Below are 18502 nucleotides of genomic sequence, written 5' to 3'. Positions count from 1 at the left end.
CTCCGGGGGCGCCTGCTTTTCCTTCGAGCCTCATCCGTGCACCATGGGGGCCGCTCCGGCCATCCGCATGGGGAACGAGTCCGCACAGGCACGTCACGCCCGGAAGCCTGCCGCCCAGGCTCCGCAGTCCACGGCATCCGCCGAGCCCGCCGACCTCGTCGTGCGCTCGGTGCTGCCGCCGGAGCTATTGGCGGCGTTGGAGAGCGAGCGCTCCCTGTACCGCTGGCAGATGCTCAAGGGCGCGGTGGACGTGCGGCTGGAGGACGAGTCGATGCTCGGCCTCACCCCGCAGCCCGCGGCGGACCCGAGTTGGGGTGGAGGGCAGCTCATCGGCTTCCTCCCGGACGAGCGCCGCTTCGTGGGCGAAATCGTCCACGTGGACCCGACGAACGGGCGCGTCTTCCTCTCCACGCGCTCGCTGGGCCACATTCCTCCCGAGGTGGCCTCGGCCGAGCGCTGGGCCTTCCAGCCCTTCGACTTCTCCGAGGCGCTGCTGGCGGCCTCGCGGGCCTATGACTCGCGCGGGCCGCAGGTGCGCGACGCGTTGGACCGCGTGTGCGGCCGCATCCCCGATGATGGCGCGGGCCCATCTCCCGGCCCCGAGGACTTGTGGGAGAAGCCCTGGGCGCTGCTCTGGGGACCACCGGGCACGGGCAAGACGGAGACGGTGGCGCGGCTGCTCGCGCAGGCGATTCAGCGCAACCCGAAGGAGCGCATTCTCGCGGTGGCGCCCACCAACCGCGCGGCCGACACGCTCGCGCTGCGCGTGGCGCGCATGCTGTCCAAGGCCGGGGCCCTCTACGCGCCGGACACCACGTGCCGCATCTTCCGGGGCGGGGTGGGCGTGGGCCAGGAGCTGACGCACGCCTTCCCCGCGGTGCTGCACGACTCGGGGTACCAGAAGCAAGCGGCGCGCATCGAGCACATGGAGGAGCGCGTGCGCCGCGAGTACCTCAACGGTGCCAGCTCCTCGCGGCTGGCCACGGTGAAGGCCGAGCTGCGCAAGGTGCGCGACGGGCTCACGGACGAGACGCTCTTCGTGGCGCGCGAGGGCTTCGCCACGTTGATGGTGCTCACCGTGCACCGGGCGCTGCGGCTGGTGTCCGAGCTGGAGGGCGCCGAGCGATTCGATCGGCTGGTGGTGGACGAGGCGGGCATGGTGTCGCGCGCGGCGGTGGGGCTGATGGCGCCGCTGGCGCGCAAGGTGCTGCTGGGCGGAGACCCGAAGTAGATTGGCCCGGTGAGCCGGGCGCTGGAGGGGGCGGAGCGGCCGGTGCAGACGTGGATGCGCAGCTCGCCGCTGTCTCACCTGGAGGACGCGAAGGCCGCGACGGAGTCCTCGCACGTGTTGCTGCTGCGCACGCAGCACCGCATGCACCCGCAGATTGGCTCGGTGGTGAGCCACTTCTGCTACGCGGGGATGCTCGAGGATGGCGAGGGCCCTCGCACGCGGCAGCCGAAGACGGTGGACGTGTACCCGGCCGCGCGGGCCTGCTGGGTGGTGCTGGACGAGGCCACCCGGGATGCGCGCCGCGTCTGCCATGAGCGGGGAGACTCGGGCCACGGCTACCGCAGGCCCTTCTCGGCGGAGATGGTGATGGCGCTCGCCGCCCCTGCGCTGAAGGCGGGCCTCAAGGTGCTGGCGGTGACGCCGTACCGGGCACAGGCGGGGTTGCTGCGCGCGATGGCGATGGAGAAGGGCTGGAGCGAGTCGCGCTTCCAGGCTTCCACCATCCACCGGCAGCAGGGCACCGAGTACGACGTGGTGGTGGTGGACACGGTGGCGGCCGGGCGCCCCTTCGCCCCGAGCGAGCTCACCCCCATGCTCAACGTGGCCGCCAGCCGCGCGCGCGAGTACCTCTTCGTCGTCTCCTCGCGCGCCGAGTCCGAGGCGGCCATTCCCTCGCAACTGTTGGAGCTGCTCACGCCCGTGGCGCCGAGCCTCGAGCCGCGCTTAACGCTACAGCCGCTGCTGGTGATGCCGGGCGTGCGCGCGCAGGTGGCGCGGCGGCCCGAGGCGCTGGGACAGGAGATTGATTCACTGCGGGGCATGGGCCCGCTCTTCACCCAGGAGCAGGTGGCGCTCTTCGAGCGGCACTTCGACGAGGGGCACCACCTGGTGCGCGGCGTGGCCGGGAGCGGGAAGACGTACGTGCTGGCGCACTGGGTGGCGCGCTACCTCGCGGAGCACCCGGAAGCGCGCGTGCTGGTGTCCTTCTTCAACAAGGCGCTGACGCCGCTGCTCTCGCGCCTGCTGGTGTCGGCGCTGAGGCAGCGGCTCGGGAAGCGGGCGCCGCTGATGACGCAGCGGGTGTCGCTCACGCACTTCTCGGGCACGGGTGCCTTCGCCCCGGAGAGCTTCGACGCCGTCTTCGTGGACGAGGCGCAGGACCTGAGCGCCACGGAGCTCGCGCACCTGTATTCCCTGGCCCGCCCGCTCTCGCGCGGCGAGGGGCCTCCGCTCAAGGCCTTCCTCCTCTTCGCGGACGACTCGCAGAACGTGTACGGGCACAGCGCGGTGGACGCCCTGCGCAAGGAGCTGCCGGACGGGCTCGACTTCACCGGCCGGGTGCGCGTGCTGCGCGAGGCGTTCCGCTCCACGCGCCAGGTGTCCGAGCTGGCCTTCAACGTGGTGTTGGATCCACTGGGGCGGCACGGGGTGCCCAACCCGGGCATGCGCGAGTTCATGCGGGCGCACGAGCTGCGCGAGCAGGGCCTGCTGGAGGCGCCGGTGGCGGGGGTGGACGGGCTGTACCGGCTGCAGTGCACCGAGCGCGAGGGCGTGGTGCCCACGGTGCGCGTCTTCGACTCGCCGCGGGCGGAGGAGGAGTGGCTGGTGCGCGAGGTGAAGCGGCTCCAGAGCGAGGAGGGAGTCTTGCCCTCGGACGTGATGGTGGTGGCGCCGGTGCGGCCGGCCCGGCTGGCCGAGGCCCTGGAGCGCGAGGGACTCCCCGCGGTGGCCTTCGGAGGCAAGAGCGGGCAGGACGTGTCCGGCTTCAGCGTGGGGAAGGTGGACTACATCCGGGTGACGACGGCCTTCTCGTGCAAGGGGCACGAGAGCCCGGTGGTGTTCCTCTGCGGCGTGGAGGCGCTGGACGACATGGCGTGGATGGAGGCCCGGCCGGGGCGAACGGAGCGCGAGCTGGAGCGCACGCGCCGCGCGCTCTTCTACGTGGGGGCCACGCGGGCGATGGTGCGCCAGTACGTGAGCGGGCTCGCCGGGGCGCGCTTCACGCGGGTGGCCTTCGAGTACGCGCGGGCGCTCACGCGGGGTGTGCGCTGAGCCGCCCTCCGAGGTGGATTCCGGGTCCCGCGCGCTTCAAACCTGGCAGGTCCTGTCGCTCGCTGGCCCCTCTCGCGCCGGTACCAACCTCCGAGGTCGGGCGGGTGCCGCGCCTCCCGGGTATTCCGGACCCATTGACCCCCCGTGGGCGGGCAGGTGAAAGTACGTACCCATGAGCGAGACCGAGGACACCCAGAAGTACAAGGTCGTGATGAACCACGAGGAGCAGTACTCCATCTGGCCCGCGGACCGGGAGAACGCCCTGGGCTGGAAGGACGCCGGCAAGGAGGGCACCAAGGCCGAGTGCCTCGAGTACATCAAGCAGGTGTGGACGGACATGCGTCCACTCAGCCTGCGCAAGAAGATGGACGCGAAGTCCTGAGTCCCCCGCTCACTTCGGCGTGGGGGCCTGGCCCTGCGTGAGGAAGGCCCGCAGCCGCTCCGGCGGGCAGGGCTTGAGCAGCACGGTGATGTCGGGCGGGAGGATGTCCCGCGACGGCAGCTGGGTGGTGTGCAGTCCGCACAGCAGTCCCGGGGTGCGGGCCTTCAGCGCCGCCAGCAGGGACAACCCATCCATACCCGGCAGGATGTACGCGGCGACCACGACCGAGGGCGGCTCCACCTCCGCCAGCTGCAGCGCTTCTTCTCCGCTGGTCGCCAGCCGCTTGGTACCCGGCAGGTCTCGCAACAATCTCCGCAATGCGGAGAGTTGCAGCGGATCCTCGTCGACGAAGAGATAGGAGGGCGTGGCGTCCGCGGTCATCCGGGGCCTCCGGAACTCGGCATGTAACGTGACGGGTCCTCGGACGGAGATACTACCCCAGTCGTCCTGGGAAACCAACCTCCCGAGTCATATTGCCACTGCCGAACCACTCGGGTCCCGGGACAATGGCAAAAAAGCTGGCAACGAGGCTGGGAGAGTGCGCACGCGCAGCCCGGCAGCGCCTCAACCTCACACAGGAAGACGTGGCGGAGCGGATCGGCATCGCCACGGAGGTGTATGGGCGGCTGGAGCGCGGCAACATGCTTCCGAGCGTTCCCACCTTCCGCAAGCTGTGTGCCGTGCTCGCCCTGTCCGCGGACGAGGCCCTGGGCCTGTCCTCCGAGAATCCCGCGTCCTGGGCCCCACCCACCCCGCCTCCCGAGGTCAATGAGCCCGCGGAGCTGCGCCGCCTGCTGCGGCGCGCCCGCCAGTTGGATCGCAACGCGCTCCGGGTGCTGAGCCTCGTGGCCGCGCACCTGGGACAGAAGGGGTAGGGAGGGGGTTGTCCGACGTCTCACGGTGAGAGCCTCGCGCGCAGCCGCTTCGCCGATGGGAATCCATGGAAGAGCACCACCTGCGGGTGTGCCTCCAGCCGTGCGCGCTCCTGGGTGTCCTTCGCCAGCGCCCGATCCACTCCCAGCAGCAGTCCCGCATCCGGACGTGAGCGCAGCTCCTCGAGCCGCCGCGCCAGCGGGCCCGCGTGCCACGCATGGAAGAGCTCCAGCGCCACCTCGCGCCCCGACTGGCGGTGGCGGAAGGTCAGGTCCGGCACGCACAACCCGGCGGCTCCCGTGTGGCGCGGCAGGGGCAGCAGGTCCAGCTCCCAGTCCGCGTCGTCGAAGCCCCCGGCGAGCGTGGCCACCTCGGGGGGGATGTGGCCCAGGGCGCCGCCGTGCGGGGACACCAATGGGTCCTTGTCGTCGAGCACCAGCGTCACCCGGCGCCGCGGGCTCTCGAGGGCGGCGGTGAGCTGCCAGCGCTCGAGCACCGGCACCACGGACAGGAAGCTCGCGAGCTGTAGCCCGTACTTCTTCTGCAGCGCCAGCATGGAGCCCGGGCCCTCCACCTCCAGCACCCAGTCGTCGGCCTCGCGCCGCACCTCGGCCACCAGCCGGCAGAACTTCAGCCAGCGCAGCACCTTGCGCACCCGCAGCAGCTCCGGCGCCTTCGCCCGCAGCGTCAGCCGCCGCGCGTCGAAGAGCGGCCCCTGCGCGAGCGCCAGGTTGTAGCGATCCACCAGCTCCAGTGCCGTCAGCGCCTCCCAGTCCTGGAGCCGCCGGTGACCCGGGAGGTCGGCGTAGAGGGACTCGCGCAGCTCGGGCAGCGGACGGGGGAAGGCCTCCGCGAGACGTGCCTGGTAGGTCTCCACCGTCGCGTCCGCGGGCAGCGAGCGCAGCACCCGGGATGCCTCGCGGAAGGCCGCCGCGCGCGCCTCGGAGATTCCTTCCGCGGGCTCGTCGAAGAGCATCCGGTCCACCAGCAGCTTCACCAGTCCTCGCGCCACCTTGGGCCGCGAGTGCGCGCCAGCCTCGAGGCCCAGCGTCTCCTCCACCTCGTCGCGCGTCCTGCCGCGTCCCGCCTCCACCTCGGCGATGAGCTCGTTGGCGAGCGCCAGCAGCGCCGCGTCGCCCCGCTTCACGTAGGAGGGGCGCAGCTTCCCGTCGCGCACGCGGAAGAGGAGCAGCTCGCGCGTCAGCACGCCTCACCCTCTTCCTGGTAGGCCCGGTGCTGGCGCCGCCGCTCGCTGATGGAGGCCTCGGCCGTCTGCGCCGAGCACACCTCGTACAGCAGGGCGCGCTTGCCCGGGCGCTGGCGGAGGATGCGTCCCAGCCGCTGCACGTGCTCGCGCACGCTGCCACTGCCGCTGAGCACCACGCCCACGCGCGCCTCCGGCACGTCCACGCCCTCGTTGAGCACCCGCGAGGTGAGCAGCACCGGCAGCTCTCCGCTCGAGAAGGCCGCCAGCAGCGCCTTGCGCTCGGGCACGGGCGTGTGGTGCGTGAGGGCCGGCAGCAGCAGCCGCCGCGCCAGCGTGTACACCGTCTCGTTGTCGTCGGTGAAGACGATGACGCGGTCCTCGCGGTGCTCCAGGAGGATGCGCCAGAGCACCTCCTGCTTCGCGCTCGAGGTGAGGGCGATGCGGCGCTGCTCCCGGTAGCCCCGGTACGCCGCGCGTCCCTCGTCCGTGCGCTGGCTCTCCGCGAGGAAGCGCGCCCAGCCCTCCGGCACGTCGAAGCGGATGCCCTTCTGGCGGATGAAGCCCAGGTAGCGCGCCCGCGCCTCGTCGTGCCGCGCCTGCTCCTCGGGCGTGAGCGGCACCTCCACCCGGCGCACCTCGTACGGGGCCAGGTAGCGGCCCTGCAGCTCGCGGATGTCCGTGCGGTGCACCAGGGGGCCCAGCAGCTCCTCGCACACGCGCTCGCCGCCGTCCGTGCGCTCCAGCGTCGCGGTGAGGCCCAGCCGGTACGGCGCCAGCGAGCCCTCGGCGATGAAGCGGTAGCTGGGCGCCGGCAGGTGGTGGCACTCGTCGCAGATGAGGAAGCCGAAGCGGTTGCCGTGGAACTCCGTCTGCATCGCCGCCGAGTCGTACGTCGTCACCGTCAGCGCCTGCCGGTCACTCACCCCTCCGCCCAACATCCCCACCGGCACGCCCAGGTGCCTGGCCAGCACGCCCTGCCACTGCGTCATCAAGTCGAGCGTGGGGACGACCACCAGGGTGGGCCGCTTCACCCGGGCGATGGCCAGCACCGCCAGCAGCGTCTTGCCCGCGCCCGTGGGCAACTCCACGAGTCCCCGTCCGCCCGCGCGATTCCACGCCTCCAGCGCCGCCTTCTGGTGCGGGAAGGGCTCGATGGGGGTGGTGAGCTCCACCTCCAGCGGCTCGAAGCGTTTGGCCCTGTCCTCGTAGGTCAACCCCAGCTCGCGCAGCCGCAGCACCACCTCGCGGTAGTGACGGGCCGCGGCGCGGTACACGCCGGTGCGCGTGTCGCGCTGGAAGAGCGCTCTCAGGGCGTCGTCTTCCGGCAGCGTGGGCGCCACCAGGGTTCCGCAGTCGAAGTGGAGCTCGGTCGCCATGGTCGGGGCAGGAGGGAGGTTCCGGAGTAACCCGATCTTCGCACTATGGCCAGCGTATGACTTTCGAGGTCGCCCCCGTCCGCTTCTCCGGACGCTCAGGGAGGAGTCTGGGAGGGGCCCTACCCGGGGGAGGGTCGGGCAGTGTTGCTCAAAAGCGGACATTCGGCTACCTGCCGGGTCTGCGCTGGAGTCCGTTGCTACCCCTCCGATGCGGCGTGGCCGTGGGGGCTCAGGGAGGGCTCAACCGCCGGCTCGCCGGGCAGTGGGGCCCGAGGGGGGGCGCGGGTCGTGCTCAAGGGGTAGTCTTCCCTCATCCCATGCGCCGCATCGTCATCCTCAGCCCGCACCGCCCCTCCCGAGAGCTGATCTCGCGCCTCCTGTCGGAGCCGGACCTCTCCGTCGTCGCCATGGCGGACGCGGACGAGGCCCTGGACTCCATCGCCGACGAGGAGCCCGCCCTGGTGGTGGTGGACGCGCGGCGGCCGGACGAGGACCACCCGTTGCTCTTGGGGCTGCTCAAGCGGCGCTACCCGCGCCAGCCGCTCATCACCCTGATACCCGGACGCCTGCGCGTCTTCGATGGCAGCGAGGAGCGGGTGCGCGACGTGCGCGACGGCTCGGCCGAGGGGCTCCACCTGCTGCTCAGCGAGCTGCGGCGCGCCACCAGGGACCTGCTCGCCCAGCACCTGCTGCGGGTGCTGCGTCCGCCTACTGGCGAGGCCTGAGCGCGCCGCATCGGTAGGCCGGACCGGTGGCCCTGCGCGGGTTCGCGACGGTGCGTGCCGCCGCGAGGTGGCTCACCAGCGGACGCGGGTGAAGAGGCAGTCGGCGAGCACGGCCTCGCCGAGAACGGCGTTGCCGCTGACCGGCGCGAGGTCTGGCACGGGGGTGAGGAGGGCCTCGGTGGACACGCGGGTGAAGCCCAGGGTGGCCTCGATGAGCGCGGCGAGCTTCGCCTCGTGCTCCTGGTACTCGGGAGGAAAGGGGGCGAAGCGCCACCAGGCTTCCCCCCCAGAGAGCCTGTTCGTGTAGTGGGACGCGTAGAGGGCATACACCGGCGCGAGCCGACTCAGCAGGCCCACGACGCTGTCGTACGGGGGCTTATCGGACGTGGAGCCCGGAAGGGAGACCCGGATGATGTTGCAGGGCTCGAGCAGAGGCACGGTCATGTCCCAGATGTGGCATCCGGGAAACTCCTCGACGACCTTGCCGGTGAAGCCCTTCCAGGTGGGCGATGGCCGCTGGTGGGCGAGCATCAGCCGGTCGAGCCGCTGGCTCTCCTCTGATTCCTTGTAGCGAGGCTCATAGGTTTCGACTCCAGGCGGGTAGTAGCAGTGGACGAGACGGACGAGCGCGTCGGTGAAGGGGTCCAGCTTCATGCGGGAGGTGCCTCGTACCTTTCGTAACGGGAGACGGGCACCTGTCCTTCCTACTGCCTTCGAGGGTGCGGAGGACTCGCCAGCTCAAGGGAACGTCTTCCGGGAGACGAGCACCCGCTTGAAGGCAGAGACCTGGGCGCTAGGAATGGGCTTGGACACCTCGCTCCGTATGAGGCGCTGCATGTATTCCCTGAACCGAATACACGCCACGGCGGTCATCAGGCGCTCGCGTAGGACGATGCGCGCGGCCCTGTCCGATGCCTCGGCGGCCGCCGCCTGGGCGTCTTCGTTCGTCACCCACGTGTTCCCTTGCCTCTCGGGAACGCCCACCTCGATGTCGCAGGTGGCGGACTGGGGGAAGGAGGGAGAAATCCTGCTCAGCAGGACGAGCACCTGGGCGGCCTTCCATCCGCCTCCATCTGGAGGGGTGTAGGGCACGACGTTCTCGAACTGGAACGTGGAGGGCGGAATGTGACCGCCGACGCACGCGAGCCAGGCCGAAGCGAGGAGTGCCAGGAACGCCACGAGCCGCCGAGCGGGGGATGCGCGCCGCATGTGCATGAGACCTCCCTCTCCTCAGACTACGAGGGGGTCTGACCTGACCATCCGTGATGCGAGACCCGCTCCGGCCTGCCCGTCGCTCGGAGGCGCGGAGCGGGTCCCAACCCGGAGGGTACTCGTGAGTGACGAGCACCCTCTGGTCCTACCCGGGCTTCAGAAGCGGAAGCGGTAGCCCACGCCCGCGGCGAGGAAGCCGCCGACGTTGACGTCACCGGTGGTGAGGAAGTCCACGCGGGTGAAGTGGTAGTGGACCTCGGCGAAGAGGCCGCCGGGGCCCAGCGTGTACTCGAGGCCGCCGAGCAACTGGAAGCCCACGCTGCCCTCGGTCTCCGTGTACGTGTTGCCGAAGGCCTCGCTCTTCGCGCGGTGCAGGTAGAGGCCAGGGCCGGCGCCCACGTACGGGGTGAGGGTGCCCTCGAAGCGGTACACGGCCGAGAGCAGCACGGCCATCTCGCGCTCGGTGAGGGTGTAGGCCTCGTCCGCCTGCAGCTGCGGGTCGCTGAGCGTGCCCTTCACGTTGGGCTGGTGGAAGTCGAGCTCGGCGACGATGGCCAGGCGGTTGCTGAGCAGCGGGGTGACGTAGCCCACCTCGGCCCCGAGGAAGAATGCGCCGCTGAGCGGGGTGGTCGTCTTGAAGAAGCCCAGCTTGGGGGCCAGGAGGAGGCGGCCTCCGGGCTCCTTCGAGGCCTCGGTGGTGGCCTCGGTCGTCTTCGGGGACTCGGCGGCCGCGGGCGTCCGGGCGAGCGCGAGGAGGGAGAGGAGAGGAAGTGCGTTCATGGTGGGGGCGCTCCCGGGGGCCTAGTAGATGAGACGCTCGACGGTGTCGGTGGGCGTGGTGACGGCGTCATTGGGGAAGCCGCCCGCGGTGTAGACGAAGGCGCGGAAGAGGACGTTGCCGGAGAGGTAGCGCGGGCCGCCGCTCACGTAGCTCACCGAGGTGGCGTTGAGGGTGCCCGAGAAGCTGGTGGCCGCCGTGCACCGGGCGGGATCCTTCCCCGAGCTGCCGCACACGAAGTTGGAGCGGAAGGCGAAGCCCGTGCCGCCCGTGGCGCCGGCCTGGAAGAGGTAGTTGGCGACGACCTCGCTCCAGCCGCCGTGGGTGCTGGCGGTGTTGTAGTTGGCCTGGGTGAAGACGGGGGTGGTGACGAGCCCCGCGGCGCTCTTCACCTGGGCCACCTCGATGATGCCGGCGCCGGTGAGCGGAGTGCTGCCCGCGTCGCCGCCCACCGCGAGCAGCCAGGCGTCCTGGCTGTTGTCGGGCGTGGCGGAGGTGAAGGCATTGGGGGCGGTGGTGGCGTTGGCCAGGGCGAGCGAGTGCCGCTGGCGCGCGCGGGTGAGGGTGCCCGAGGCCTCGAAGGCGCCCAGGTCCGCGGTGTTGGCGGCGAAGGTGGCGCGCTCGACGCTGGCCAGGGTGGTACCGGCGGAGGCGCAGCTGGCGCTCACGGTGGAGCAGAAGCCGCCCGCGACGAACACGGTGTCCCCCTCGAGCCGGGCGGCGGTGTTGCCGCGCTCGTTGAGCAGGGTGCCCGCGCTGACCCACTTGCCGAGCGCGCCCGGAGGCAGCGGCGCGTCGCCCGCGGGCGTCTTCGAGCCGGTGTCGGTGTAGCTCACGTTGGGCAGGGGCGAGCCCGTGCAGGTGCCGGCGGTGGCGGCCACCTCGTCGAGCAGCAGCTCGCTGCCGGACACGGCGTTGGCCTCGGCGGTGCGGTAGACGCGGTACTTCGCGGCGCCGGGGAGGCAGGGCCAGGAGAGCGCGGTGGAGGCCGCGCCCGCGGCGCCCACCGTCACCGGGTACTCGTCCGAGGGCAGCGTCTCGCCGCCGGGGTTCTTGGGGTCGGCGGCGTCGAGCACGGCCGACACGCGGTAGTAGAAGGTGCCCGCGGGCAGGGTGCCGCCGGTGCCCACGGTGGGGGGCTGCAGCGCGGGGGCATCCGCCACCTTGAGGACCTGGGCGCGCTCCACGGTGTTCATCGCGGTGCCATCGGCGCGGATGCCGCCGAGGACGAAGACGTAGGAGGTATCCCCGGGGACGGTGCGCACCACGGCGGTGGCGCCACGCCGGGCCACCGGAGTCGCGCCCGCGCCCAGCGCCGAGCGCTCGAGCGTACGGAAGGTGCAGGTGGTGCCGGTGCACTGGCCGCCGACCTCACCGAAGAGCGAGACGGGGGCCACCTCGACGGAGGCGAGCACGGTGGTGCCGCTGGTGCCGCCCAGCGCGTAGAGGTAGGGCTGGCCGAGGTCGTCCGTGGCGACCACGAGGGGGAAGTTGCCGCGCGGCCCGCTGAGCTTCGTCGGGGTGGGCGCGACGGTGGTGGTGTCGTTCGTCGGGTTGGCGGAGGGGTTGGTGACGATGAGGCCCGAGTAGTTGGCGTACGCCGGGTTCTCGGTGTTCTGCACGCGCACCACGTAGAGGCCCGCGGCGAGGCTGAGTCCGCCCGTGGCCGCCACCTGGGTGCCGGTGGGCGTGTACTCGACGCAGTTGGCCTGGGCCACGTTGTTGACGAGCGCGCGCAGCTCGGTGGCGCTTGGCGTGCCGGTGGGGGTCAGGTCGCACGCGCGGATGTTCTGGCTGCCCACGGGCTTGAGGAGCAGCTGCACCTTGGCGTTGGCGCCGAAGTTGCTGCCCGTCACCACGAGCGGGTTGGCGGGGTCGGTGAGGCCGTTGGTGGTGATGGCGCTCGGGGAGATGGAGGTGATGGTGGGCGCCGGGTTCTCCAGCACGGTGAAGCCGTTGGCCGCGGAGATGGAGCCGGTGGCGCCGCTGGGGTCCTTCACGCGCAGCTCATAGGGGCCGCCGGGGACGATGCCGTTGGGGCACTCGGGGCCGGCGAGGGGCAGGGCCGCGTTGCCCGAGCAGGTGGGCACCACGGCGGTGACGGTGGTGGCGCTGAGGAAGGCGCTTCGCCGCAGCGGAATCTCCACGGGCTTGCTGGGGTCCGACTTCAGCGGGGCGAAGAGGAAGATTTCCGGCGAGCCGTTGGAGAAGCCCTTCTGCTCACCGGTGGGCGCGTTGAAGAGGGTGATGGAGGTGTTCTGCCGCTGCCAGCCGAAGCGCGGGTCGAGGCTGAGGGTGCCCAGGCGCACGTAGCTGATGACGAGCCCCTGGGGCAGGGTGAAGGAGCAGCCCTCGGGGTTGGTGAGCACCACGTCGTAGGTGCCCGCGGGGGTGTTGGCGGGGACGTTGGCCGTCACGAGCGTGGCGGAGGACACGGCCACGTCGGTGAGCGTCACCTCGGGGAGGCCGGCGCCGCGGATGACGACGGTGGGCGCCTCGCCCGTGCGGAAGCCCGAGCCGGTGAGCTCCACGGCGCTGGGGGCCGTCTGGGTGAAGCCGCCCGGGGCGTTGGCGCCGGTGAGCGTGGGCGGGGGCACCACGAGCAGGGCGTCGGCGAGCTGGCCGGTGGTGCCGCTGGGGTTCTTCACCTCGACGGTGTAGCTGCCGGGCGCCAGGTCCGCGGCGGGCGAGGTGTCACGCGTGGGCACGTCCAGCTCGAGCTGGCTGGGGCTCACGAAGAAGACGCGCTCGCGGGCGAGCGTCGCGGTGCCGGCGCCGCGCAGCGTCACCTCGGGCAGGCCCACCTTGGGCGAGTCCGTGAGGACGTCCTGCGGCATGGGGGCGAAGCCATTGCCGGCCAGCGTCACGCGCCACCCGTTGGGGGCTCCCTGCGCGGTGCACACGCGCGCGGGCTGGGCGCTCGGCTGTTTGGGGTTGGTGGTGCTGGAAACGGTGGGGGTCGGTCCCTCGGTGGTGCGGGAACACGCCGCCAGGGTGAGCAGGGCTGCTGCGACACGAAGACGCAAAGGGGGTCTCTTCCTCGGTCTGGAGAGCCCCCACGTGTCCGGCAACGGTCACTCCCGCCGCCGAGGAGGAGCCGTGCTCAGTGGAACAGCGAGGGATTTGCCTCGGAGGCGGACTCGTCGCGGGCGACCTTCAAGGGCGCGAGGTGCTCGAGGACCTCGCGCTCCACGCGGGTGCCGGTGGTGGGCAGCTCCAGCCCTTGCGCGCTCCACCCGGGGAGGAAGAGGAGGGGCTCGGCCTCGGCGGTGTAGCCGAGCTGGACGAGCTGCTCCGGCTCGAAGGTCCGGCAACGTCTGGCGCAACAAGGGAAGGGCGCGAGGACGCGGTAGAGGCCCTCGGGGGGAAGGGGCTCGAGGTGCTCGGCCCAGGAGGCGTCCGGCAGGGGCGTGCCGCGCGAGTGCCATTGCGCCCGGTTGGCCGCCCAGCTGCTGGGCAGGTAGAGGCCGGGGCCCGGGTCGCCATGGTTGTGGAAGTAGACGAGCCGGCCCGCGGGCACGTCCGAGCCGAGCGCGCGGCGGGTGCGGTAGAGGCCACAGGGGGGGAGGGCGGGCATGGGCGGGGTTGTAGCGCGGGTGGGCAAGGTTTTTCCCTCTGGCCCGACGCGCCTTTCCGTGCGCGGGAGCGCGGCCGGGAGTTTTTTCCGTGCGCGGGGGGCCTCCGTCTCGTACCCCGGCCGGATTGCGTCCTCAAACGCTTGGAATCACGGGGAAGCCGTCCGTCCGCGGGCGTCGGCACGGCGCATGCTGAAGCCTCGGTGCGCAGGACGGGGCGGTGCTGCTGGACGGGGTTGGGTGGGGTGGGTGGGGCGGTACCGTTGGGGTGCCTCGCGGCGGGCGGCGGTGATGGGGTCGGGGACGGTTGGGCCGCCCGTCGCGAGGAAGGTGGTGGGGGCGGGGAGTTGGGGCACCCTGTGTGGAAGCCCGGCCGGGTCACACCGGCCGGGCGTTCGCATTGCGGGTGGTGAAGAAGGCCAGCACCTGGGCCTCGCCCCAGAAGGCGGGGGAGAAGGCGTTGCCGGCGACGAAGCCCACGTGGCCGCCGTGCTCGGTGACGACGAGGTGCAGGTGGGGGTGGGCGGCCGCGTCCTTGGGGTGGGTGGAGGCGGGAATCATCGGGTCGTCCTTGGCGCTCAGCAGCAGGGTGGGGCGGCGGATGGCGTGGAGGCGGGGACCCGAGGAGGCCTCGGCGTAGTAGTGGGCGGCGTCGCGGAAGCCGTGGAGCGGGGCGGTGACGACGTCGTCGAAGCCGCGGATGGTGCGCACGCGCTCCAGCGCCGCGCCGTCGAAGGCACCGGGGAAGCGGCGCAGCTTCTCGCGGGCCTTGCGCTTGAGGGTGCGCAGGAAGCGCTCGCGGTAGAGCAGTTGGAAGGGCCCGGGTCCGTCGAGCGAGTCCGCGCAGGCGCCCAGGTCATACGGAGCGCTCACGGCGGCGGCGGCGTCCACGAGGCTGTTTTCCCCCGTCTCCTCCATCAGCCGCAGCAGCACGTTGGCGCCGAGCGAGAAGCCCACCGCGTAGAGCGGGCCGGTGAGGCGCGCGCGCAGGTGTTTCAACACGGAGAGCGCATCGCCGATGTCGCCCGAGTGGTAGGAGCGGGCGAGCCGGTTGGGCTCTCCGCTGCAGGAGCGGAAGTTGATGGCGGTGGCGCCCCAGCCGCGCTCGGCGGCGCCGCGGAGGATGGCGGTGATGTAGCCGGCGCGCGAGGAGCCCTCGAGGCCGTGGAGCGTCACCACGTGGGGGGCGCCCGTCACGCCGTCGAAGGAGTCGAGGTCGACGAAGTCGCCGTCGGGCAGCTCCCAGCGCTCGCGCTCGAGCGGGGGCGCGTGCGTGGGGCGCGCGAGCGAGGCGTAGATGGTCTGCGCGTGGGGCGAGGCGAGGCCGCGCGCGGGGGCGAAGGGCTCGGTGGGGAGGAAGGACACGTGCGGGGGGATATCACCCGCCGCGGGCCTTGCGCATGGAGGAACAGCCGCTCTGGCGGATGGCGTCGGCCTCGGGGGCGAGGCCGAAGAGGTCGAGGTACTTGCGCACGCGCTCCTCGAGGGTGGGGGCCTCGATGAGGCGGCAGACGGCGTCGGCCTGGTAGTCGCGGCACACCTGGGGGCGCCGCTCGTACACGGAGCAGAGGTTGTCGGCGGTGAGGTGGGGGCAGCGCAGGCCGAGCGGTTTGTCGAGCGCGGCGATGTCGGGCGCCACGCAGCAGGCGCCGCAGCGGGTGCATTCCAGGGAGGCCATCAGCGCACGCTGTCGCCGGCGAGGACGTTGACGGAGCCGAAGTTGTTCACCTGGAGGGGGACGGACTGGCCCTTCTCCCAGGAGAGGAACTCGGCCTCGGTTTTCGGCTCGAGCGCGTAGTCCTTGGGGCCGTCGTCCGAGTAGCCGATGTGGACGGCGTACTTCTCCTCGCGGCGCAGCCGGTCGAGCGAGCCGGTGCTCAGCTCGGGCCAGCGGGGAGCGCTGTCGCGGCCGGACTCCTGGCGGACATCCGTCTCGTTCCAGGCGTAGGTGTCGTAGGTGCAGCTCTGGCCGTAGACGGGCTCGGAGCGGTAGCGCGTCTGGTTGCGGCAGTCCTGGTAGGACTCGCTGCAGTACTTCGGGACGTCGTGGCACTCCTCCTTCATGTAGCCATTGCCCATCTTGTGGCGCGAGCACTTCTCCTCGGAGCCGCACTGGACGCGGCGGGACTTCGTCGAGCACACGCGCTCGGTGCCATCGGCGACCTGGCGGGTGCCGCGCTGGCGGGTGACGCAGTCGCGGAGGTTCTCCACGCCGGGCTCCTCGCCCTGGCCGTTGACGGGCATGCGGGGCGAGCGGGTGCGCAGCTCATCGCTCCAGCCCGTTTTGCTCACACGCTGGAAGCTCTCGCGGTGCACGGTGCGAGTCCACTCGGTGGAGGACACCTGGCCGGTGACCTCATGGCCGCGCGAGCCCCAGAACATGCAGGTGCCGAAGCACGACAGGAGGCTGGCGCCCAGGACGAGCCACTTGCGCCCGAAGCCCTTGGAGGGGGGAGGCGGGGGTGGGGCGGGCGCGCGAGGGGCCTGCGCGGGCTTCTCGGCGAGGGTGCGCGAGGTGTCGGAGCGCTGGGCGCGGCAGTGGCGGCACAGGGGCGCGTCGCCGCGGTTGGAGGCGCCGCAGTAGTCGCAGAACCAGTCCACGCCCGCGGCGGCGGCGGAGAGGGCCTTCTCCTCGGTGACGCCCTCGCGCAGGGACTTGCCCGAGGTGGCGTCGACGCCCCCGAAGTCGAACTCGGATTCCTGGCCGGTCTCCTCGCGCGGGTTGTTGCAGGTGGGGCAGCTGCGGTGCCTCGCGAGGATGTCGCGGGCATCGCAGGAGGTGCAGTTCCAGGTGCCCTCGATGATGCGGGTGCGCGTGGCCATGGCCGCATCCTAGCGGGTCCTCACACCCAGAGCCCACGGGGCACGGGGAGCGGGTCCGCGAGGGGGAGGTCCCGGCGCAGGGGCCGCACCATGGGCAGCGAGCCCTCGCGGGCCACGCGGGAGGCGCCCTCCACGAGGGGCAGGAGCGGGGCGAGGGCGGGCTCCTCCCAGAGCACGACGCGGGAGAGGCCGGAGCGGTGCGCCTCGCGCTGGGCCGCGCCGAGCAGGGCCCGGGCATGCTCGGGCGAGTGGGCATCGAGCATCAACACGGTGAGCTCGTCCTTGCGGCCCACGAGCCCCCAGACGGCGGTGGACTCGCCCACGGTGGCGCCGGCGGAGACGGGAAGCGAGCAGCCGGGGAGGTAGTCGACGTAGATGCGGCCGCGCTCGAGGTGCCAGTCGAGCTGCGCGGGCGTGGGCCAGAAGGAGAAGGGCGCCTCGGGGCGGCGCAGGCGTCCGAGCGCCCAGTCGAGGCCGTCCTCCGGGAGGAGCGAGTCCACGAGCGCGCTGGGATCTCCGGGGGTGGGGGACAGGAGCCAGTCCCAGGCGGGCAGCTCGTGGTAGCCCGAGCGCGCGTAGAGGCGGGGGCCCACGTCGGAGAAGAGCAGGGCCGCGTGGGCGCGGGGCTGGCGCGCCATCTCGGCGGCGAGCAGGTCCATGAGGCGGGTGGCGTAGCCGTGGCCGCGCAGGCGTTCCTCGGTGAAGACGCTGGCGATGGCGAAGCTGTCGCCCGGGGCGAGCGAGCCGTCGGGGGAGCGCAGGAAGCTGTCGGTGCGGAACGTCTCGCAGGAGGCGAGCACGCCGCCGTCCTCGCCGCACAGCAGCCAGGTGACCATGCCCGAGGCCCACGGGTGGGCGCGCAGGCGCTGCTCGCGGGAGACATAACCCTCCACCGTGAGGCGCTTGCCCCACTCGGAGTAGGTGAGCGCGTCGCGTTGGGCCTTCTGTTCCTCGGTGGCGACAGCGAGGTGCATGGGCGGGAGCCTACGCCGTCGGGCGGGGGGCCGGGCCCGCAAATGAAACGCGGCGCCGGGGACTGGCCCGCGGCGCCGCGTGGTGGACGTCCCGCGAGGGACGTGCCGGTGTTACGGGTGGGTGCCGGGCGGCTTCAGCGCGCCGCCGTAGCGGCCGGCCTGTCCGGTCTCCACGGGCCACTGGATGGGCGTGGAGTTGGAGGGCAGGGTGGGGCGGAAGCGCGTCCCGAAGTCGAACAGGGTGAAGAGCAGCAGCAGCACCACGAAGAGCATGGACGTACCGAACACCAGCCGGTTGGCGCCCTTGTGCTCGGCGAGGTGCATGAAGAACAGCGCCACCAGCGCCCCCTTCACGCTGGCGATGATCAGGGCGAGCGCCAGGCCGTAATTCGGCAGGTGCATGTGCCCGGTGTACACCGTGACGACGGTGAGCACCATCAGCGCCGCCCAGACCAGGATGTACCTCCCCGGTCCGGAGTGGTGCTCCTCGCGCATCTCACGATCTTCCTTCAGCGACTCATTGGCCATCGCGGACATGGGCGAGCGGCTCCCTTAGATGAGGTACAGCATGGGGAAGAGGAAGATCCACACCAGGTCGACGAGGTGCCAGTACATGCTGCCCAGCTCGACGGCGGTGTAGTTGCGGTAGCTGAACTGGTTCCTCATCGCCTTGGTGGTCACCCACGCGAGGACGATCATTCCCACGATGACGTGGAAGGCGTGCAGGCCGGTGGAGAGGAAGTAGAGCGTGAAGTACATCGACACGCCCGGCAGCTGGATTCCCTCGTAGCGGTAGTACGGCCCGGGCAGCTGGCCCTCGTGGAACTTGTGCTTGTACTCGAAGTACTTGATGACGAGGAAGGCGCACGCCATGAGGATGGTGAGCACGAACATCAGCACCACCTGCTTGTTCTTCGCCTCCTTGGCGTAGTGCACCGCCATGGCGGCGGTGAACGAGGAGGTGATGAGCACCAGGGTGTTGATGGTCCCCAGCATCAGGTTCAGCTCGCGGCTGGCCGCGGCGAACGCATCCGGGAAGAGGAAGCGGTAGCACGCGTAGCAGACGAACAGGCCCGCGAAGAGCAGGATTTCAGTGGCCAGGAACAGCCACATGCCGAGCCGGGCCGCGTGGTTCTGCACCTCGAGCGACGCGAAGTGCGCCGCCACCTGCGGCACCGGAGGAGCGCCGGCCGTACCGGCGGCGGAGCTAGACTGCATCGGGCACCTCGGCCTTCTTGGGCTCCACGTAGAAGTGGGGCTCCTCGGGGTAGGTGGGCTGCGGTCCCACGAAGTT

The 18502-nt window shown here is 71.6% G+C and carries 19 protein-coding genes; 5 read left to right on the top strand and 14 right to left on the bottom strand.

Annotated elements, in window-relative coordinates:
• The first annotated feature begins 43 nt into the window (after window positions 1-43).
• The 3 genes from ACJ8AN_RS27440 to ACJ8AN_RS27430 all read left to right on the top strand — a co-directional run bounded on the left by ACJ8AN_RS27440 (window position 44) and on the right by ACJ8AN_RS27430 (window position 3665).
• A complete protein-coding gene (locus ACJ8AN_RS27440; RefSeq protein WP_407758445.1) occupies window positions 44-1231 on the top strand; it encodes an AAA domain-containing protein in 1188 nt (395 codons plus the stop codon).
• Between the two features lie 9 nt (window positions 1232-1240).
• Entirely contained in the window at window positions 1241-3283 is a 2043-nt protein-coding gene (locus tag ACJ8AN_RS27435; RefSeq protein ID WP_407758444.1) for an AAA domain-containing protein, read from the top strand.
• A gap of 172 nt (window positions 3284-3455) precedes the next feature.
• On the top strand, window positions 3456-3665 hold the full coding sequence (locus ACJ8AN_RS27430) for an MbtH family protein (RefSeq protein ID WP_407758443.1): 210 nt from the start codon (window positions 3456-3458) through the stop codon (window positions 3663-3665).
• A 9-nt stretch (window positions 3666-3674) separates the two neighbouring features.
• Here the strand turns inward: ACJ8AN_RS27430 and ACJ8AN_RS27425 are convergent, their stop codons facing one another.
• Window positions 3675-4046 (bottom strand): two-component system response regulator, encoded by a 372-nt coding sequence (locus ACJ8AN_RS27425; protein WP_407758442.1) that lies wholly within the window; start codon window positions 4044-4046, stop codon window positions 3675-3677.
• Between the two features lie 125 nt (window positions 4047-4171).
• On the opposite strand from ACJ8AN_RS27425, the gene ACJ8AN_RS27420 reads away from it, so the two are divergent.
• Entirely contained in the window at window positions 4172-4540 is a 369-nt protein-coding gene (locus ACJ8AN_RS27420; protein ID WP_407758441.1) for a helix-turn-helix transcriptional regulator, read from the top strand.
• 20 nt (window positions 4541-4560) lie between these two features.
• Here the strand turns inward: ACJ8AN_RS27420 and ACJ8AN_RS27415 are convergent, their stop codons facing one another.
• Window positions 4561-5745, bottom strand: a complete 1185-nt coding sequence (locus tag ACJ8AN_RS27415) for a DUF790 family protein (protein ID WP_407758440.1) — start codon at window positions 5743-5745, stop codon at window positions 4561-4563.
• On the bottom strand, window positions 5739-7121 hold the full coding sequence (locus ACJ8AN_RS27410; RefSeq protein ID WP_407758439.1) for a DEAD/DEAH box helicase: 1383 nt from the start codon (window positions 7119-7121) through the stop codon (window positions 5739-5741). Before ACJ8AN_RS27410 ends, ACJ8AN_RS27415 begins: the two co-directional genes overlap by 7 nt.
• A gap of 317 nt (window positions 7122-7438) precedes the next feature.
• On the opposite strand from ACJ8AN_RS27410, the gene ACJ8AN_RS27405 reads away from it, so the two are divergent.
• Window positions 7439-7846 (top strand): DNA-binding response regulator, encoded by a 408-nt coding sequence (locus tag ACJ8AN_RS27405; protein WP_407758438.1) that lies wholly within the window; start codon window positions 7439-7441, stop codon window positions 7844-7846.
• A 72-nt stretch (window positions 7847-7918) separates the two neighbouring features.
• Here ACJ8AN_RS27405 and ACJ8AN_RS27400 read toward each other — a convergent pair whose 3' ends face one another.
• The 11 genes from ACJ8AN_RS27400 to ACJ8AN_RS27350 all read right to left on the bottom strand — a co-directional run bounded on the left by ACJ8AN_RS27400 (window position 7919) and on the right by ACJ8AN_RS27350 (window position 18426).
• Complete coding sequence (locus tag ACJ8AN_RS27400) at window positions 7919-8500, bottom strand: hypothetical protein (RefSeq protein ID WP_407758437.1); 582 nt, start codon at window positions 8498-8500, stop codon at window positions 7919-7921.
• Window positions 8501-8584: 84 nt separating this feature from the next.
• On the bottom strand, window positions 8585-9055 hold the full coding sequence (locus ACJ8AN_RS27395) for a hypothetical protein (protein WP_407758436.1): 471 nt from the start codon (window positions 9053-9055) through the stop codon (window positions 8585-8587).
• A gap of 159 nt (window positions 9056-9214) precedes the next feature.
• Window positions 9215-9838 (bottom strand): outer membrane protein, encoded by a 624-nt coding sequence (locus tag ACJ8AN_RS27390; RefSeq protein ID WP_407758435.1) that lies wholly within the window; start codon window positions 9836-9838, stop codon window positions 9215-9217.
• Between the two features lie 21 nt (window positions 9839-9859).
• Window positions 9860-12862 carry a hypothetical protein gene (locus ACJ8AN_RS27385; protein WP_407758434.1) on the bottom strand — a complete coding sequence of 1001 codons (3003 nt, stop codon included), beginning with the start codon at window positions 12860-12862 and terminating at the stop codon, window positions 9860-9862.
• A 77-nt stretch (window positions 12863-12939) separates the two neighbouring features.
• Window positions 12940-13413, bottom strand: coding sequence for a hypothetical protein (locus tag ACJ8AN_RS27380; protein ID WP_407758433.1), 474 nt, complete (start codon window positions 13411-13413; stop codon window positions 12940-12942).
• A 376-nt stretch (window positions 13414-13789) separates the two neighbouring features.
• On the bottom strand, window positions 13790-14776 hold the full coding sequence (locus ACJ8AN_RS27375; RefSeq protein ID WP_407758432.1) for a hydrolase: 987 nt from the start codon (window positions 14774-14776) through the stop codon (window positions 13790-13792).
• Window positions 14777-14789: 13 nt separating this feature from the next.
• Window positions 14790-15089, bottom strand: a complete 300-nt coding sequence (locus tag ACJ8AN_RS27370) for a YkgJ family cysteine cluster protein (RefSeq protein ID WP_407758431.1) — start codon at window positions 15087-15089, stop codon at window positions 14790-14792.
• Complete coding sequence (locus tag ACJ8AN_RS27365; RefSeq protein WP_407758430.1) at window positions 15089-16234, bottom strand: hypothetical protein; 1146 nt, start codon at window positions 16232-16234, stop codon at window positions 15089-15091. Before ACJ8AN_RS27365 ends, ACJ8AN_RS27370 begins: the two co-directional genes overlap by 1 nt.
• 20 nt (window positions 16235-16254) lie before the next feature.
• Window positions 16255-17208: a GNAT family N-acetyltransferase gene (locus ACJ8AN_RS27360; RefSeq protein WP_407758429.1), complete on the bottom strand. Its 954-nt coding sequence runs from the start codon at window positions 17206-17208 to the stop codon at window positions 16255-16257.
• A 111-nt stretch (window positions 17209-17319) separates the two neighbouring features.
• Complete coding sequence (locus tag ACJ8AN_RS27355; protein ID WP_407758428.1) at window positions 17320-17745, bottom strand: cytochrome C oxidase subunit IV family protein; 426 nt, start codon at window positions 17743-17745, stop codon at window positions 17320-17322.
• A 15-nt stretch (window positions 17746-17760) separates the two neighbouring features.
• Window positions 17761-18426, bottom strand: coding sequence for a cytochrome c oxidase subunit 3 family protein (locus tag ACJ8AN_RS27350; RefSeq protein ID WP_407758427.1), 666 nt, complete (start codon window positions 18424-18426; stop codon window positions 17761-17763).
• Between the last annotated feature and the right edge of the window lie 76 nt (window positions 18427-18502).

It is taken from the genome of Archangium sp., assembly GCF_045802675.1.
GTDB lineage: Bacteria > Myxococcota > Myxococcia > Myxococcales > Myxococcaceae > Archangium.
Note: the sequence above shows the minus strand (reverse complement) of the source record. Positions and strands in the feature narration are given on the sequence as shown.

Bases quoted from the DNA above. Each gene is read 5' to 3' on its own strand.
- ACJ8AN_RS27440 (WP_407758445.1), top strand. From the start codon at position 44: ATGGGGGCCGCTCCGGCCATCCGCATGGGGAACGAGTCCGCACAGGCA.
- ACJ8AN_RS27430 (WP_407758443.1), top strand. From the start codon at position 3,456: ATGAGCGAGACCGAGGACACCCAGAAGTACAAGGTCGTGATGAACCAC.
- ACJ8AN_RS27425 (WP_407758442.1), bottom strand. From the start codon at position 4,046: ATGACCGCGGACGCCACGCCCTCCTATCTCTTCGTCGACGAGGATCCG.
- ACJ8AN_RS27420 (WP_407758441.1), top strand. From the start codon at position 4,172: ATGGCAAAAAAGCTGGCAACGAGGCTGGGAGAGTGCGCACGCGCAGCC.
- ACJ8AN_RS27410 (WP_407758439.1), bottom strand. From the start codon at position 7,121: ATGGCGACCGAGCTCCACTTCGACTGCGGAACCCTGGTGGCGCCCACG.
- ACJ8AN_RS27405 (WP_407758438.1), top strand. From the start codon at position 7,439: ATGCGCCGCATCGTCATCCTCAGCCCGCACCGCCCCTCCCGAGAGCTG.
- ACJ8AN_RS27400 (WP_407758437.1), bottom strand. From the start codon at position 8,500: ATGAAGCTGGACCCCTTCACCGACGCGCTCGTCCGTCTCGTCCACTGC.
- ACJ8AN_RS27395 (WP_407758436.1), bottom strand. From the start codon at position 9,055: ATGCGGCGCGCATCCCCCGCTCGGCGGCTCGTGGCGTTCCTGGCACTC.
- ACJ8AN_RS27390 (WP_407758435.1), bottom strand. From the start codon at position 9,838: ATGAACGCACTTCCTCTCCTCTCCCTCCTCGCGCTCGCCCGGACGCCC.
- ACJ8AN_RS27380 (WP_407758433.1), bottom strand. From the start codon at position 13,413: ATGCCCGCCCTCCCCCCCTGTGGCCTCTACCGCACCCGCCGCGCGCTC.
- ACJ8AN_RS27370 (WP_407758431.1), bottom strand. From the start codon at position 15,089: ATGGCCTCCCTGGAATGCACCCGCTGCGGCGCCTGCTGCGTGGCGCCC.
- ACJ8AN_RS27365 (WP_407758430.1), bottom strand. From the start codon at position 16,234: ATGGCCACGCGCACCCGCATCATCGAGGGCACCTGGAACTGCACCTCC.
- ACJ8AN_RS27360 (WP_407758429.1), bottom strand. From the start codon at position 17,208: ATGCACCTCGCTGTCGCCACCGAGGAACAGAAGGCCCAACGCGACGCG.
- ACJ8AN_RS27355 (WP_407758428.1), bottom strand. From the start codon at position 17,745: ATGTCCGCGATGGCCAATGAGTCGCTGAAGGAAGATCGTGAGATGCGC.
- ACJ8AN_RS27350 (WP_407758427.1), bottom strand. From the start codon at position 18,426: ATGCAGTCTAGCTCCGCCGCCGGTACGGCCGGCGCTCCTCCGGTGCCG.